This is a genomic window from Streptomyces sp. NBC_00572 (genome assembly GCF_026341815.1).
Classification (GTDB): domain Bacteria; phylum Actinomycetota; class Actinomycetes; order Streptomycetales; family Streptomycetaceae; genus Streptomyces.
Genome location: NZ_JAPENX010000001.1, coordinates 2,757,155 through 2,772,334 on the forward strand (window position 1 = coordinate 2,757,155; position 15,180 = coordinate 2,772,334).

Genomic DNA, 15,180 nt, shown 5'->3' on the forward strand with positions numbered 1-15,180 from the left:
ACAGCGGGCCGTCCGCAGCCCACAGCGGGCCGTCCGCAGCCCACAGCGGGCCGTCCGCAGCCCACAGCGGGCCGTCCGCAGCCCTCAGCGGGCCGTCCGCAGCCCGTCGAAGGCCAGGTGCGCGACGGTCTGGGCGAGCTGCTCGCGCTCCGCCGGCGCGTCCGGATGCGGCCGGTACCACTCGACGAGCGAGTTGATCATGCCGAAGAGCAGCCGGGTCGCGAGCCGGATGTCCACATCGGCCCGCAGGTCTCCCTCCTCCGCGGCGGCCTTGAGCAGGTCGGCCACCTTGTGGTCGAACTCGCGCCGCCGCTCCATGGCCCACCGCTCGGTGGCCGTGTTGCCGCGCACCCGCAGCAGCAGCGTCACGTACGGCAGCTCCGCGATCAGCACCTCGACCGTGCGGCGGGTGACGTACTCGACCCGCTCGACGGCCCGGCCCCGCACCGCGTCCGGCTCGCCGAGGATCCCGAAGAGCCCGTCGAGCGCCCGGCTGACCGCCCGCCGCAGCAGGTCCTCCTTGCCGGCCACGTGGTGGTAGATCGACGACTTGGAGATCCCGGCCGCCTTGGACAGGTGCTCCATGGAGGTGCCGTCGTAGCCGCGCTCGTTGAAGACCCGCACGGCCACCGAGAGCAGCGTCTCGGGGGTGTAGGTGTCGCGCTTGGCGGTGGTCATCGGGAGTCCTCCGCTTCCTCGGCGTACCCCCGGCGCATGAGGCCGACACCCGGCGCGTAGCGGCCGTTCGCATACCGCGAGTGCAGCTCCCTGAGCAGACCGCACGTGCGCCGGTAGCCGACCTTCCCGGCCCACTCCAGCGGTCCGGCGGGATAGTTGACCCCGAGCCGCATCGCCGTGTCCACGTCCTCCGCCGTCGCGACGCCCCGGTCGACCGCGTCGGCCGCGACATCGGCCAGCATGGCGACCGTACGGGCGACGATCATGCCGGGCACGTCCCCGATGACGGAGACCTTCTTGCCGAGCGCCTGGAAGAGCCCCACCGCCTCCGCGAGGATCTCGGGGTCGACGCCCTCGCGTGCCGACAGCACGATCCTGCTCGCGGCGGCGTAGTCGAGCGCGAGGTCGAAGTAGAGGATCTCCTCCTTGTGGTACTCGAAGGAGGACTCGCCGTCCGCGAGGCTGAGCTCGCCGCCGCACGGCAGCTTGATGTACCCGCCGTCGCCCTTCTTGCGCCGGACCGTGATCCCGGCCGCCTCGAAAAGCCCCACCAGCGGCTCCGCCGGTCCGAGATCGCCCCGGACGACGATCCGCTCGGGCGCCGTCGCCGGCGCCGCCGTGTGCGGCTCGGGCCGCTCGGCGCCCTCCGCGTACGGGAACCAGCCCTGGCCCGTCTTGCGGCCGAGCCGCCCCGACTCCACGAGCCGCCGCTGCGCGAGCGAGGGCGTGAACTTCGGGTCCTGGTAGAAGGACTCCCAGACGGAGCGGGTGACGGCCTCGTTCACGTCCTGGCCGATGAGGTCGGTCAGCTCGAACGGGCCCATCTTGAAGCCGCCGCACTCGCGCAGGGCCGCGTCGATGGTGGCCGGGTCGGCCGCGCCCTCCTCGAAGACCCGCAGCGCCTCCGCGTAGAAGGGGCGGGCGACCCGGTTCACGATGAAACCGGGGGTGTCCGCGCAGCGCACCGGGGTCTTGCCCCAGCCCTTCACCGTCTCGTACGCGCGCGTGGCGACGTCCGGCTCGGTGGCGAAGCCGCTGACGACCTCGACGAGGGGGAGCAGCGGCGCCGGGTTGAAGAAGTGCAGTCCGACGAACCGGCCGGGCAGCCGCAGGCCTCCCGCGATGGCGGTGACGGAGAGCGAGGAGGTGTTGGTGGCGAGGACGGTGTCGTCGCCGACGACCTTCTCCAGGTCGGCGAAGAGCTGCTGCTTGACGGGCAGCAGCTCGACGATCGCCTCGACGACGAGCGCCGCGTCCGCGAGCTCCTCAAGGTCCCGTGCGGCGTACAGGCGGCCGACGGCCGCCTCGCGCGCGGTGGCGTCCAGGCGCCCCTTCTCGACGAGCCGGTCGAGGCGGGCGGTGAGGGCGGCCACGGCCTCCTCGGCGCGGCCCGGGGCGCTGTCGTAGAGGCGCACCGGGTGGCCGGCGACCAGGGCGACCTGGGCGATGCCCTGGCCCATGGTGCCCGTGCCGACGACGGCGACGGTACGGTCCGGCCCGACGGGCCCGAGGGCCCCTTCGGCTACGGCTTCTGCGGCTTCCACGGCGGCGGCAGGCTCACTGGCGGTCACGTCGTCGCTCCCCCTGACGGTCACGTTGGCGCTCATAGGAGTGATCCTCCCCGATGGGTTTTCCACAGGATCGACAGGCCCCCTTGTCCCGACCGATCGTTCGGTTACTCTAACTCCGTACGTGTCTCCCTGCCCAGCTCGACGAGGAGTTGGTCCACCCATGGCCACCGCTCTGCCGACCACCGACCGACTGGCCGAGAAGCACCGGTCCACGCTCGACCAGGCGCTCGACACCATCCGGACCCGTGCCTACTGGTCGCCGTACCCCGAGCACCCGAAGGCGTACGGGGAGGACGGCTCGCTCGACGCGGCGGCCGGCCTCGCCGCCCACCAGGCCCTGCTGAACACCCGCTTCGAGCTCGACCAGCCCGGCACGGACGGCTGGACCGGGGGCGAGACCTCGCCGTACGGCCCCGAGCTCGGCATCGAGTACCCGCACGCCGACATCGACGTCCTGCTCCCCGCGATGCGCGCGGGCATGGGCGCCTGGCGCGACGCCGGGGCCGAGACCCGCGCCCTGGTCTGTCTGGAGATCCTCGCCCGGATCTCCGCCCGCACCCACGAGTTCGCCCACGCCGTCATGCACACCAGCGGCCAGGCGTTCATGATGGCGTTCCAGGCCGGCGGCCCGCACGCCCAGGACCGCGGCCTGGAGGCCGTGGCGTACGCGTACGCGGAGCAGACCCGCACCCCCGCCGGCCGGGCCGACTGGTCCAAGCCGCAGGGCAAGCGCGACCCCCTGGAGCTGAGCAAGGAGTTCACCCCGGTCGGCCGCGGCATCGCCCTGGTGATCGGCTGCAACACCTTCCCCACGTGGAACGGCTACCCGGGCCTGTTCGCCTCCCTCGCCACCGGCAACCCGGTCCTGGTCAAGCCCCACCCGCGCGCGGTGCTCCCGCTCGCGCTGACCGTCCAGGTCGCCCGTGAGGTGCTCGCCGAGTCCGGCTTCGACCCGAACCTGGTCGCGCTCGCCGTCGAGCGGCCGGGCGAGGGCATCGCCAAGACCCTGGCCGTGCGCCCCGAGATCCGGATCATCGACTACACCGGCTCGACCGCCTTCGGCGACTGGCTGGAGGCCAACGCCCGCCAGGCGCAGGTCTACACCGAGAAGGCCGGCGTCAACACGGTGGTGGTCGACTCCACCGACAACTACAAGGGGATGCTCGCCAACCTGGCCTTCTCGCTGTCCCTGTACAGCGGCCAGATGTGCACCACCCCGCAGAACCTGCTGATCCCCCGCGACGGCATCACCACCGACCAGGGCCCCAAGTCGTACGACGAGGTCGTCGCCGACCTCGCCGCGGCGGTCGGCGGCCTGCTGGGCGACGACGCCCGGGCGAACGGCCTGCTCGGCGCGCTGGTCAACCCGGACGTGAAGGCGCGTCTGGAGGCCGCCGCCGGTCTCGGCGAGGTGGCGCTCGCCTCCCGCGAGGTGGCCAACCCGGACTTCCCGGACGCGGTGGTCCGTACGCCGGTCATCGTGAAGCTGGACGGCTCCAAGCCCGACGCGGACGCCGCGTACTTCTCGGAGTGCTTCGGCCCGGTCTCCTTCGCCGTCTCGGTGGACTCCACCGACGACGCCCTGGAGCTGCTGCGGCGCACCGTCCGGGAGAAGGGCGCCATGACGGTCGGGGCCTACACGACCTCGGCGGACACCGAGCGCGCGGTGGAGGAGGTCTGCCTGGAGGAGTCGGCCCAGCTCTCGCTGAACCTCACGGGCGGGGTCTACGTGAACCAGACGGCCGCGTTCTCCGACTTCCACGGCTCCGGCGGCAACCCGGCGGCGAACGCCGCCCTGTGCGACGGCGCCTTCGTCTCCAACCGCTTCCGGGTGGTGGAGGTCCGCCGCCAGGCCTGAGGCACGCACGCGTGGAGGCCCCTCGGGGCCTCCACGTATCGCCTACGCCCTCACGTCACCAGGACCTGTCCGGCCCTGATCCGCCGGACGGGCTCAGGGACTCTCGATCTCCGCGTAGCGCTGCACCCATGCGTGCATGGCGATGGCGGCGGCCGCTCCCGCGTTGATCGAGCGGGTCGAGCCGAACTGGGCGATCGAGCAGACCATCTCCACGTGCGCGCGGGCCTCCTCGGTGAGTCCCGGGCCCTCCTGCCCGAAGAGCAGCACGCAGCGGCGGGGCAGCACGGTCCGCTCCAGCGGCACGGCGCCCGGCAGGTTGTCGATCCCGATGACGGGGATGCCCTCGGCCGCCGCCCACGAGGTCAGCGACTCGGTGTCCGGATGGTGCCGGACGTGCTGATAGCGGTCGGTGACCATGGCGCCGCGCCGGTTCCAGCGCCGCCGGCCCACGATGTGGACCTCCTTCGCCAGGAACGCGTTGGCCGTCCGTACCACCGAACCGATGTTGAAGTCGTGACCCCAGTTCTCCACGGCCACATGGAAGTCGTGGCGGCGGGTGTCCAGGTCGGCGACGACCGCCTCCCGCGTCCAGTACCGGTAGCGGTCCACGACGTTGCGCCGGTCGCCGCCGGCGAGCAGCTCGGGGTCGTACCGCTCGCCCTCGGGCCACGGCTCCGCGTGCGGTCCGACGCCGATCTCGGGGCCGAAGCCCTCGTCGTACTGGACCGGCTCGACGGCCTCGGCTCCCGCTTCGGCCACGGTCTCGGGCGCTGCCTTCTCTTCGGTGGTGCTCACCCGACGAGGGTACGGGGACCGTGCTCCTCACCCGTACGGCGCTGCTCGGGCAGCGTCCCGGCGGGCTTGCGCCGCAGCAGCCGGTCCCTGCCGCGTACGGCCCAGGCGCCGAGCGCCAGCAGGAAGGGCGTCGGCAGGAACACGGCGTCGGCGGAGATCATCGCCAGCGAGAAGACCGGCAGTCCGAGGAGCACAGCGATCCCGGCGTGCTCCAGCATCATCACGACGAGCAGGACGTTCTTGACCTTGCGGCGGAAGAGCGTGAACGGGAAGGCGACCTGCACGATCACCGTGCCGTAGGTCAGCAGCATCACCATGACCCCGCTGGTGCCGAGCAACTCGGAGAGGGCCGGCCAGGGCGTGAAGTAGTCCAGGTTCAGCGGATAGAACAGCGCGGTGCCGTCCTGCCAGCGCGAGCCCTGGATCTTGTACCAGCCGGCCGTGGCGTAGATCAGACAGACCTCAGCCATGATCACGACGAGGGCGGCGTTGTGCGCGAGGTGGGCGAGGGCGTCGAGCAGGGTGCGCGGCTCCTCCGGCGCGTACCGGCAGACCAGCCACCACAGGCCGTTCCCCAGCCACAGGACCCACAGCAGCACCGGCAGCCACCACTCGCCGGTGACCTCGCTGAACCAGGTGGTGGCGAGGAGGAAGCCGCCGAGCACCGTCCACAGGAGCGGGCCGACGCGATCCTGACGCGGCGGCTCCCCGGCCCGGGCGGCACGGGCCTCACGGGCCGCCCGCCGGGCGTCGAGGGACCACACCTGGGAGCAGCGGGTCAGCACGAGGTAGATCGCGGCGAGGTGGAGGACGTTGTCGCCGCCGTCGCCCACGAAGACGGACCGGTTCAGCAGGGACAGCACGCCGACCATGAAGACCACCGACACGGCGCGGGTGCGCCAGCCGACCAGGAGCAGCACGGCGGAGAGCACGGCGAGCCCGTAGACCAGCTCGAACCAGAGGCCGCCGTCCGACCACATGAGCACGGTGAAGGACCGGTTGTCGGCGATCAGCCGGCGGGCCATCTCCCAGGACCAGGGGCCGTCGGGGCCGTACAGCTCGTGCCGGAACGGCAGCTCGCGCAGCAGGAAGAACAGCCAGGTCAGCGAGAAGCCGATCCGCACGATCGCGGTCTGGTACGGGCCGAGGGAGCGGCCCGTGACGGTCTGGACGGCGCGGGCGAGCCGCCGGTCGAAGGGCTCGCGGGCACGTCCACGCGCGCGCGTGGCGGCGGGGTTCGGGTTCGGGTTCGAGGTGCTCATCGGCCCGCCTCCGTGTGGCCTCGGTCGGCCCCGGTGGGCCGGTCGGCGTCGGTGACCGGCCACCACGGGAAGTCGCGGTAGGAGGGGGCGGTGTCGATCTTCTCGGTGCTCCACTTGGGGGCGGGGACCGCCCGGCTGGCGGTACGCAGCTGTACGCGCTTCACGTCACCGGGCAGGTCGCCGAGGCGGAGCATCGCGATCCGGCGCATGTACTCCTCCGAGAGGCGGCCGCGCAGCCCGCTGGGGCTGTGGTCGTCGGAGTGGGTGTTGAGGTAGAAGTCCACGGCCCGGCGGAGCTCGTTCTGCTGCGCGTGGCTGGGCATCGGATTGTGCCGTATCGCCGCGGCGTCCTGGGCGGTGAGGTCGATCCAGCCGGTCGTGCGGCTTCCGTCGGCGGTGGCGACTTCGGCGCGGACCTCGACGGAGATGTTCTGCTGGAGGGGATTGGGCGCGAAGAGCTTCCAGTTCTGTTCGAACTCGGGGTAGACCCAGTCGTCGACGGCCTGGCCGTGCCGCTTGGTCAGGGTGTTGGACGGCGCCACGTGCAGGAACACCATCGCCAGATGGACACAGGCGAAGACCCCGACGACGGCGAGGGCCACGGCGAGGACGACCTGGTAGGGCATCGACAGGGCCATGATCCCGGTGGTCGCGCGGCCCGCCGTGTGTGCGGTGTCCGGGGCGTGCGACGCGTCCGGGGTGTCTGTCGGCGAGTCCGCCGAGGGATCCCTCAGGGCGTCCGCAGAGGCATCCGGAGGGGCATCCGGAGAGGCGTCCGCAGGGGGTGTCGGACGGCCGTCGGCCACGTCAGCCGCGTCCTTTTCGACGTGCGCGTCCATCCCGCCCCGATCTCGATCGGCCCACCTCGGTTATCCACAGGGTTGACACCATACGGGCCGTCGACTCACCATTGAAGTCATTCAACCGAACGATCGGTCGGTAGGGGGTCCGATGACCGCAGTGACGGCAGGGACGGCAGAGACCACGGGCGTGCCCGGCGTGTCGGACGCGGCCGTGGCGGCGGAGCAGGCCGCTTACGAGGCCGTGTTCGACGCCGCCGTGGCCGCCGAGGAGCGGATCGAGCCGCGCGACTGGATGCCCGAGGCCTATCGCGCCTCGCTCGTCCGGCAGATCGCGCAGCACGCCCACTCAGAGATCATCGGCATGCAGCCGGAAGCAAACTGGATCACCCGCGCGCCCTCGCTGCGGCGCAAGGCGATCCTCATGGCCAAGGTCCAGGACGAGGCCGGCCACGGCCTGTACCTGTACAGCGCCGCGGAGACCCTCGGCACCAGCCGGGACGAGCTGCTCGACAAGCTCCACTCGGGCCGCCAGAAGTACTCCTCGATCTTCAACTACCCCACGCTGACCTGGGCCGACGTCGGCGCGATCGGCTGGCTGGTGGACGGCGCCGCGATCACCAACCAGGTCCCGCTGTGCCGCTGCTCCTACGGGCCGTACGCCCGTGCGATGGTCAGGGTCTGCAAGGAGGAGTCCTTCCACCAGCGCCAGGGGTACGAGGCGCTGCTCGCCCTGTCGAACGGCACCGAGGCCCAGCACGCCATGGCGCAGGACGCCGTGGACCGCTGGTGGTGGCCCTCGCTGATGATGTTCGGCCCGCCGGACGACGAGTCGACCCACACCGCCCAGGCGATGGCCTGGAAGATCAAGCGGCACTCCAACGACGAGCTGCGCCAGCGCTTCGTCGACATCGCAGTCCCGCAGGCCGAGGCCCTCGGACTCACCCTCCCCGACCCCGACCTCCGGTGGAACGAGGAGCGCGGGCACTACGACTTCGGCGCGATCGACTGGGTCGAGTTCTGGGACGTCCTCAAGGGCAACGGCCCCTGCAACGACCAGCGGCTGAGCAAGCGGCGCCAGGCCCACGAGGACGGCGCCTGGGTCAGGGAAGCCGCGGCGGCCCACGCGGAGAAGCACAAGCACACCGGCAAGCACGGGGAGGCACAGGCATGACGAGCGACGGTTGGCCGCTGTGGGAGGTGTTCGTGCGCTCCCGCCGCGGGCTGTCCCACACCCACGCGGGCAGTCTCCACGCGCCCGACGCGGAGATGGCCCTGCGCAACGCCCGTGACCTGTACACCCGCAGGAGCGAGGGCGTGTCGATCTGGGTCGTCCCCTCCTCCGGGATCACCGCCTCCTCGCCCGACGAGAAGGACCCCTTCTTCGAGCCGGCCGCGGACAAGCCCTACCGCCACCCGACGTTCTACGAGATCCCGGAGGGGGTGAAGCACCTGTGAGCGCCACCCCCGACACACGCGAGAGCGCCGCGACCCCCGGGGCCGCGACCCCCGAAGCCGCGATCACCGGCGCCGCACTCGCCCTCGGCGACGACGCCCTCGTCCTCTCCCACCGCCTGGGGGAGTGGGCCGGCTCCGCCCCCGTCCTGGAGGAGGAGGTCGCCCTGGCGAACATCGCGCTCGACCTCCTCGGCCAGGCCCGCATCCTGCTCTCCCTCGTCGGCGACGAGGACGAGCTCGCGTACCTGCGCGAGGAGCGCTCCTTCCGGAACGTCCAACTGGTCGAGCAGCCGAACGGCGACTTCGCCCACACCATCGCCCGGCAGCTCTACTTCTCCACCTACCAGCACCTTCTCTACGGGCAGCTGGCCTCCGGCGACGGCCCCTTCGCCGGCCTCGCGGCCAAGGCCGTCAAGGAGGTCGCGTACCACCAGGACCACGCCGAGCACTGGACCCTGCGCCTCGGCGACGGCACCGCCGAGAGCCACGAGCGCATGCAGCGCGCCTGCGCCGCCCTCTGGCGGTACACGGGCGAGCTGTTCCAGCCCGTCGAAGGCCTCGACGTCGACCACGCGGCCATGGAGAGCGCCTGGCTGACCTCGGTCACGGACGTCCTCGGCAGGGCCACGCTCACCGTGCCCGAGGGGCCGCGCACCGGCGCCTGGGCCGCGGGCGCCGGCCGACAGGGCCTGCACACCGAGTCCTTCGGCCGGATGATCGCCGAAATGCAGCACCTGCACCGCAGCCACCCGGGGGCGACATGGTGACCATGACCGCCCTGGAGGAGGAGCTGAGCCGGGTCGCCGGCGCCGTCCTCGACCCCGAGCTGCCCGTCCTCACCCTGGCGGAGCTCGGCGTACTCCGGGGCGTCCAGGTCACCGGCCCCGGCCGGGTCGAGGTCGCCCTCACCCCGACGTACACCGGCTGCCCCGCCGTCGAGACCATGTCCTCGGACATCGAGCGCGCCCTCCACGAACACGGAGTGCCCGAGGTCTCCGTCGTCACGGTCCTCGCCCCCGCCTGGTCCACCGACGACATCAGCGAGGAAGGGCGGCGCAAACTCGCCGAGTTCGGAGTCGCACCGCCGCGCCCCCAGGGCCCGGCCGGCGGCCCGATCCCGCTGACCCTGGCGATCCGCTGCCCCCACTGCGGCTCCACCGACACCGAACTCCTGAGCCGCTTCTCCTCCACCGCGTGCAAGGCCCTGCGCCGCTGCACCGCCTGCCTCGAACCGTTCGACCACTTCAAGGAGCTGTAGATGGAGTCCTCAGGCGTGGGCGGCCCGGCCGCCGGACGAGCCGGGTTCCATCCCCTCACGGTGAGCGAGGTCGAGCGGCTCACAGACGACTCCGTGGCCGTCACCTTCGCGGTCCCGCCCGAGCTCCACGAAACGTACCGGCACCTCCCCGGCCAGCACCTCGCCCTGCGCCGCACCGGCGAACAGGGCGAGGAGATCCGGCGCACGTACTCGATCTGCGCCCCCGCCACCCCGGCCGGCGAACCCCCCGTCCTGCGCGTCGGCATCCGGCTCGTCGACGGCGGCTCGTTCTCGACGTACGCCCTCAAAGAGCTGGCCGTCGGCGACCTCGTCGAGGTCATGGAGCCCATGGGCCGCTTCTCGCTCACCCCGCGCCCCGGCCACTTCGCGGCCGTCGTCGGCGGCAGCGGCATCACCCCGGTCCTGTCGATCGCGGCCACCCTGCTCGCCCGCGAGCCCGAGGCCCGGTTCTGCCTGATCCGAAGCGACCGCACCGCCGCGTCCACGATGTTCCTCGACGAGGTCGCCGACCTGAAGGACCGCTACCCCGACCGCTTCCAGCTGGTCACCGTCCTCTCCCGGGAGGAGCAGCAGGCGGGTCTGCCGTCCGGCCGGCTCGACCGCGAGCGGCTCGCCGCCCTGCTGCCCTCACTGCTGCCGGTCGAGGCGATCGACGGCTGGTTCCTCTGCGGGCCCTTCGGGCTCGTCCAGGGCGCCGAGCAGGCACTGCGCGGCCTCGGCGTCGACCGCGGCCGGATCCACCAGGAGATCTTCCACGTCGACGACGGCTCCGCGCCCGCCCCGGTCCCGACGGCCGACACCCCCGCGCACGCCACGCTGACCGCGACCCTGCACGGCCGGTCCGGCACCTGGCCCGTGGACCGCGGCGAGACGCTCCTCGACACGGTGCTCCGCTCCCGCGCGGACGCCCCGTACGCCTGCAAGGGCGGGGTGTGCGGCACCTGCCGCGCCTTCCTCGTCGGCGGAGAGGTGCGGATGGACCGCAACTTCGCGCTGGAACCGGAAGAGACCGAAGCCGGATACGTGCTGGCCTGCCAGTCCCATCCGGTCACCCCGGACGTGGAGCTGGACTTCGACCGCTGACGAGAGAGGCCCCGGCGCCACAGCCGACCAACTGCGGCGCCACCATTCCCTTCCACTAGAACCTGTTCTATCTTGACGAACCGTCAGGACCAGCAGGGGCACAACGGGAGGGCAGGGCAGTGGACTTCACCTTCACCGAAGAGCAGCAGGCAGCCGTCGAGGCGGCCAAGGCGGTCTTCTCCGGCGTCACGCCCGACGCCGTACCGAGCCCCGCCCTCACCCCGGGCGCCGTGTCCGAGGACCTCGACCGAACGCTCTGGTCCCGCCTCGCCGCCGCCGACCTGCTGGGCCTCGTGGTGTCCCCGGAACACGGCGGCGGCGGGCTCGACCCCGTCGCCCTCTGCCTCGTCCTGCGCGAATCGGCCCGCGTCCTCGCCCGCGTCCCCCTCCTGGAGACCAGCGCCGTCGCCATGACCGTCGAGCGGTACGCACCCCCGGAAACGGCCGCCGCACTGCTCCCCCGCGTGGTCCGCGGCGAACTCGTCCTCACCGCCGCCGCCCAGGGAAGCACCGGCCACGACCCCGCCGAGCGCGCCGTCACAGCCCGCCGCGACGGCACCCACTGGATCCTCGACGGCCTCCAGACCGCCGTCCCCTGGGCCCACGGCGCCGACATCATCGCCGTACCCGCGCACACCGCCGACGGCGCCACCGTCCTCGCCCTGCTGCCCCGCACGCACGACGGACTCACCCTCACCGCCCAGTACTCCACCAGCGGTGAACTCCTCGCCGAACTACGGCTCGACGCCATACGCCTCGACGGCACCGACGTCATCGACACCGAAGGCGCCTGGGACCGGCTGCGCGGACTCCTCACCACCGGCACCTGCGCGCTCGCCCTCGGCCTCGGCGAAGCCGTCCTCACCATGACGAGCGAATACACCGGGAAACGCGAACAGTTCGGCCACCCCGTGGCCACCTTCCAGGCCGTCGCCGTCCAGACCGCAGACCGCTACATCGACCTGCGCGCCATGGAAGTCACCCTCTGGCAGGCCGCCTGGCGTCTCTCCAGCGCAGCCGAAGCGGCACTCCCCGCCGCCGGGGACATCGCCGTCGCGAAGATCTGGGCCTCCGAAGGGGTACGACGAGTGGTGCAGACCGCCCAGCACCTGCACGGCGGCTTCGGCGCCGACACCGACTACCCCCTGCACCGCTACCACGCCTGGGCCAAGCACCTGGAACTCTCGCTCGGCCCCGCCGCCGCCCACGAGGAAGCCTTGGGCGACCTGCTGGCCACCCACCTCCTCGACTGAGACCCGTCAGAGAACGAAGGCCGGGCTTCCGGTACCCGCCACCATCGGGCGCCCGGCACCGTCCCAGGCGAGCATTCCGCCCTCGACGTTCACCGCGTCGAAGCCCTGCTGCACCAGATACTGCGTGACCTGCGCCGAACGGCCACCCACCCGGCACATCACATACGCCCGACCGCGCTCGGCCACCGCCTCGGTCACCTCACCGAAGCGAGCCACGAAGTCGCTCATCGGCACGTGCAGCGCGCCCTCGACATGACCGGCCGCCCACTCGTCGCCCTCCCTGACGTCCAGCACCAGGGCATCGGCCGGCACGGAAGCCGCGTCCACCGAGGGCAGCGGGGAGAAATTCATGGGACCGGCCTTCTCTCGTTCAGTACCGCCCGAAGGAACTCGAGCGCACGGAAAAACCTACTGCACCAACTCGGCCAGCTCGCTCTCCCGCTCGGAAACCTGCGCGAGCAGCTGCTCCGCGATCTCCTCCAGAAGCCGGTCCGGGTCCTCCGGCGCCATCCGCAGCATCGCGCCGATCGCGCTCTCCTCCAGCTCGCGCGCCACCGCCGACAGCATGTCCTTGCGCTGCGCCAGCCACTCCAGGCGCTCGTACAGCTCCTCGCTCTCGCTGAGCCGCTCCTCGGCCGACACGGGACCGGCCTCCCACTCCGCGGACAGCTCGCGCAGGAGCGCCTCGTCGCCCCGGGCGTAGGCGGCGTTCACCCGCGTGATGAACTCCTCGCGCCGCTTCCGCTCGTCCTCCTCGCGGGCCAGGTCGGGGTGGACCTTACGGGCCAGCTCCCGGTAGAGCCTGCGGGCCTCCTCACCGGGGCGGACCCGCTTCGGCGGCTGCACCGGACGGTCGGTGAGCATGGCCTGGGCCTCGGGCGAGAAACCGTCGGAGTCGATCCAGTCATGGAACAGCTCGTCCACCCCGGGCATCGGCATGACCGCAGCCCGCGCCTCCTGCGCACGCCGCAGATCCTCCGGGTCGCCGCTCCGCGCCGCCCGGGCCTCGGCGATCCGGGCATCGAGCTCGTCGAGCCGCGCGTACATCGGGCCGAGCTTCTGGTGGTGCAGCCGCGAGAAGTTGTCCACCTCAACACGGAACGTCTCGACCGCGATCTCGAACTCGATCAACGCCTGCTCGGCCACCCGCACAGCCCGCTCAAGCCGCGCCTCGGGCCGCTCAGCCTGAGGCGACTCGCCCTGGGGCTGCTCACCGTGAGGCGACTCGTCCTGGGACGGCTCGCCCTGAGGAGACTCGCCTTCGGGCTGCTCGCCCTGAGGAGACTCGCCCTGGGGCTGCTCACCCTGGGGCGCGCCCAAAGGTCGCTCGTCCTGGGCCGGCTCGTCCTGGGGCCGCTGGCTGTCGGGGCCCTCGTTCGCACCCTGGTGCACGCTCACGTCTACGCCCGCCCACGTCCTCGTTCCGGCTCGTCCCACCCAGCCTACGGTCCTTCCAGGGGGGCCTCCCCCCTCCCCTCCCCCTCCCCTCCCTCCCCCTGGTCGTGCGTGGTGCGTCAGCCGACGCCCAGGCCGGCCGGACGTCGGTCGGACGCCCAGCCCGGCGGACGTCGGTCAGACGCCCAGCTCGGCCGCGATTCGTCCGGAGCGGACGGCGGCGAGCAGGTCCGCGTGGTCCGCGGTGGTGCGGTCCGCGTAGGAGACGGCGAACGCGGCTACGGCCTCGTCGAACTCCTCGTTCTTCCCGCAGTACCCGGCTATCAGGCGCGGGTCGGCGCTGTGGGCGTGGGCGCGGGCCAGCAGGGCTCCGGTCATCCGGCCGTAGTCGTCGACCTGGTCCACGGTGAGCGCGGCGGGATCGACGCTGCCCTTGCGGTTGCGGAACTGGCGCACCTGGAAGGGGCGCCCTTCCACCGTGGTCCAGCCGAGCAGGATGTCGCTCACGACCTGTATTCGCTTCTGTCCGAGCACGACGCGCCGGCCCTCGTGGCCGGTGTCCGGCACGGTGAAGCCCGCGGCCGGCAGGTGGGGCAGCAGGGCGGACGGCCGGGCCTCCTTCACCTGGAGCACCAGCGCCTCGCCCCGGTGGTCGAGGAGCAGCACGACATAGGAGCGGGTGCCGACGCTGCCGGTGCCGACGACCCGGAAGGCCACGTCGTGGACGGCGTACCGCGCGAGGAGCGGCAGCCGGTCCTCGGACACGGTCTCCAGGTACGGGCCGAGGGCGGCGGCGACGGCGGCCGCCTCGGCGTCGGGGACCCTGCGCAGGACCGGGGGAGCGTCCACGAATCTGCGGCCGCCGCCCTCGGCGTCGGTCACGGCCTCGGTCGACCGGGCGGCGAACCGGGCGCTGGTGTTGTTGCGGGCCTTGGCGGAGACCCGCTCCAGGGTGCCGAGGAGATCGCGGGCGTCGGTGTGGGAGACGAGTTCCTCGTCGGCGATCGCGTTCCAGGCGTCGAGGGCGGGGAGCCGGGCGAGGAGCCGCATGGTGCGCCGGTAGGCGCCGACGGTGTCGAAGGCGGCGGCCCGGCACACCTCCTCGCTCGCTCCGACTTCACGGCCGGCGAGGACGAGGGAGGTGGCGAGCCGCTTGAGGTCCCATTCCCAGGGGCCGACGACGGTCTCGTCGAAGTCGTTGAGGTCCATGACGAGCCGGCCGCGTGCGTCGCCGTAGAGCCCGAAGTTGGCGGCGTGGGCGTCGCCGCAGAGTTGGGCGGCTATTCCGGTGACGGGGGTGCCGGCGAGGTCGTGGGCCATCAGTCCGGCGGATCCGCGCATGAAGGCGAAGGGGCCGGCGGCCATCCTGCCGACCCGCATCGGCGCGAGTTCGGGGACGCGGTCGCGGTTCGACTCCTCGACGGCCCGGACGGCGTCGGGGCGGTCGGCGGCGAGGGCGGGCTGCCGGTGTGCGGAGCGCGGGACCCGCTCGCGCAGCTCCTTGCCCCGCTCCTTGGGGGAGCCGACGGGGCGGGTGGTCCCGCCGGCGGTGGTGGCCCGGCGCGCGAACCCCGGCACGTGCGGCATGCGCACGCCGTCCGCCCCGCTGTGCGAGCGGCTGTCCGTCCCGCCGTCCGTGTCGCGCTGTTCCGGCACCACGGCTCGGATCTCGTCCATTGCCTGCCCTCCCCCGATGTGAAGTCCAACATCATCGGGGCTGACCGTACCGCCGCGTCCGAGCAGGCGTC

Annotated in this window: 15 protein-coding genes; 7 read left to right on the forward strand and 8 right to left on the reverse strand. The window is 72.4% G+C overall.

Annotated features, from left to right (window positions below; all coding sequences use genetic code 11):
• Positions 1–84: 84 nt before the first annotated feature.
• Both OG514_RS12635 and OG514_RS12640 read right to left on the reverse strand, forming a co-directional pair.
• A complete protein-coding gene (locus OG514_RS12635) occupies positions 85–678 on the reverse strand; it encodes a TetR/AcrR family transcriptional regulator (RefSeq protein WP_266893947.1) in 594 nt (197 codons plus the stop codon).
• Positions 675–2,285, reverse strand: coding sequence for a 3-hydroxyacyl-CoA dehydrogenase (locus OG514_RS12640; RefSeq protein WP_266893949.1), 1,611 nt, complete (start codon positions 2,283–2,285; stop codon positions 675–677). The genes OG514_RS12635 and OG514_RS12640 overlap by 4 nt, the downstream gene beginning before the upstream one ends.
• Before the next feature lie 124 nt (positions 2,286–2,409).
• On the opposite strand from OG514_RS12640, the gene paaN reads away from it, so the two are divergent.
• Positions 2,410–4,107: a phenylacetic acid degradation protein PaaN gene (gene paaN / locus OG514_RS12645; RefSeq protein ID WP_266893951.1), complete on the forward strand. Its 1,698-nt coding sequence runs from the start codon at positions 2,410–2,412 to the stop codon at positions 4,105–4,107.
• A gap of 93 nt (positions 4,108–4,200) precedes the next feature.
• Here paaN and OG514_RS12650 read toward each other — a convergent pair whose 3' ends face one another.
• From OG514_RS12650 to OG514_RS12660, 3 genes are read right to left on the reverse strand one after another with little or no spacing between them, the layout of a single operon-like run.
• Positions 4,201–4,866 carry a TrmH family RNA methyltransferase gene (locus tag OG514_RS12650; protein ID WP_266900836.1) on the reverse strand — a complete coding sequence of 222 codons (666 nt, stop codon included), beginning with the start codon at positions 4,864–4,866 and terminating at the stop codon, positions 4,201–4,203.
• A gap of 32 nt (positions 4,867–4,898) precedes the next feature.
• On the reverse strand, positions 4,899–6,164 hold the full coding sequence (locus OG514_RS12655) for an HTTM domain-containing protein (RefSeq protein WP_266893953.1): 1,266 nt from the start codon (positions 6,162–6,164) through the stop codon (positions 4,899–4,901).
• The gene (locus tag OG514_RS12660) at positions 6,161–7,003 is read right to left on the reverse strand and encodes a DUF5819 family protein (protein ID WP_266893955.1); all 843 of its coding nucleotides are present in this window, start codon (positions 7,001–7,003) and stop codon (positions 6,161–6,163) included. Before OG514_RS12660 ends, OG514_RS12655 begins: the two co-directional genes overlap by 4 nt.
• 112 nt (positions 7,004–7,115) lie before the next feature.
• Here OG514_RS12660 and paaA point away from each other — a divergent pair, with 112 nt between their 5' ends.
• From paaA to OG514_RS12690, 6 genes are all read left to right on the forward strand, one after another.
• Entirely contained in the window at positions 7,116–8,138 is a 1,023-nt protein-coding gene (gene paaA / locus OG514_RS12665) for a 1,2-phenylacetyl-CoA epoxidase subunit PaaA (protein ID WP_266893957.1), read from the forward strand.
• Positions 8,135–8,422, forward strand: a complete 288-nt coding sequence (gene paaB, locus OG514_RS12670; protein WP_266893959.1) for a 1,2-phenylacetyl-CoA epoxidase subunit PaaB — start codon at positions 8,135–8,137, stop codon at positions 8,420–8,422. The genes paaA and paaB overlap by 4 nt, the downstream gene beginning before the upstream one ends.
• A 62-nt stretch (positions 8,423–8,484) precedes the next feature.
• Complete coding sequence (gene paaC, locus OG514_RS12675; protein WP_266900837.1) at positions 8,485–9,189, forward strand: 1,2-phenylacetyl-CoA epoxidase subunit PaaC; 705 nt, start codon at positions 8,485–8,487, stop codon at positions 9,187–9,189.
• Complete coding sequence (gene paaD / locus OG514_RS12680; protein WP_266893961.1) at positions 9,183–9,680, forward strand: 1,2-phenylacetyl-CoA epoxidase subunit PaaD; 498 nt, start codon at positions 9,183–9,185, stop codon at positions 9,678–9,680. The genes paaC and paaD overlap by 7 nt, the downstream gene beginning before the upstream one ends.
• On the forward strand, positions 9,681–10,784 hold the full coding sequence (locus tag OG514_RS12685; protein ID WP_266893963.1) for a 2Fe-2S iron-sulfur cluster-binding protein: 1,104 nt from the start codon (positions 9,681–9,683) through the stop codon (positions 10,782–10,784).
• 119 nt (positions 10,785–10,903) lie between these two features.
• A complete protein-coding gene (locus tag OG514_RS12690; protein ID WP_266893965.1) occupies positions 10,904–12,037 on the forward strand; it encodes an acyl-CoA dehydrogenase family protein in 1,134 nt (377 codons plus the stop codon).
• Positions 12,038–12,043: 6 nt separating this feature from the next.
• On the opposite strand, the gene OG514_RS12695 is transcribed toward OG514_RS12690, so the two are convergent.
• From OG514_RS12695 to OG514_RS12705, 3 genes are all read right to left on the reverse strand, one after another.
• Complete coding sequence (locus tag OG514_RS12695; protein ID WP_266893967.1) at positions 12,044–12,388, reverse strand: rhodanese-like domain-containing protein; 345 nt, start codon at positions 12,386–12,388, stop codon at positions 12,044–12,046.
• Positions 12,389–12,445: 57 nt separating this feature from the next.
• Entirely contained in the window at positions 12,446–13,189 is a 744-nt protein-coding gene (locus OG514_RS12700; RefSeq protein WP_266900838.1) for a hypothetical protein, read from the reverse strand.
• A 420-nt stretch (positions 13,190–13,609) separates the two neighbouring features.
• The gene (locus OG514_RS12705) at positions 13,610–15,109 is read right to left on the reverse strand and encodes a DUF2252 domain-containing protein (RefSeq protein WP_266893969.1); all 1,500 of its coding nucleotides are present in this window, start codon (positions 15,107–15,109) and stop codon (positions 13,610–13,612) included.
• Positions 15,110–15,180: the final 71 nt, after the last annotated feature.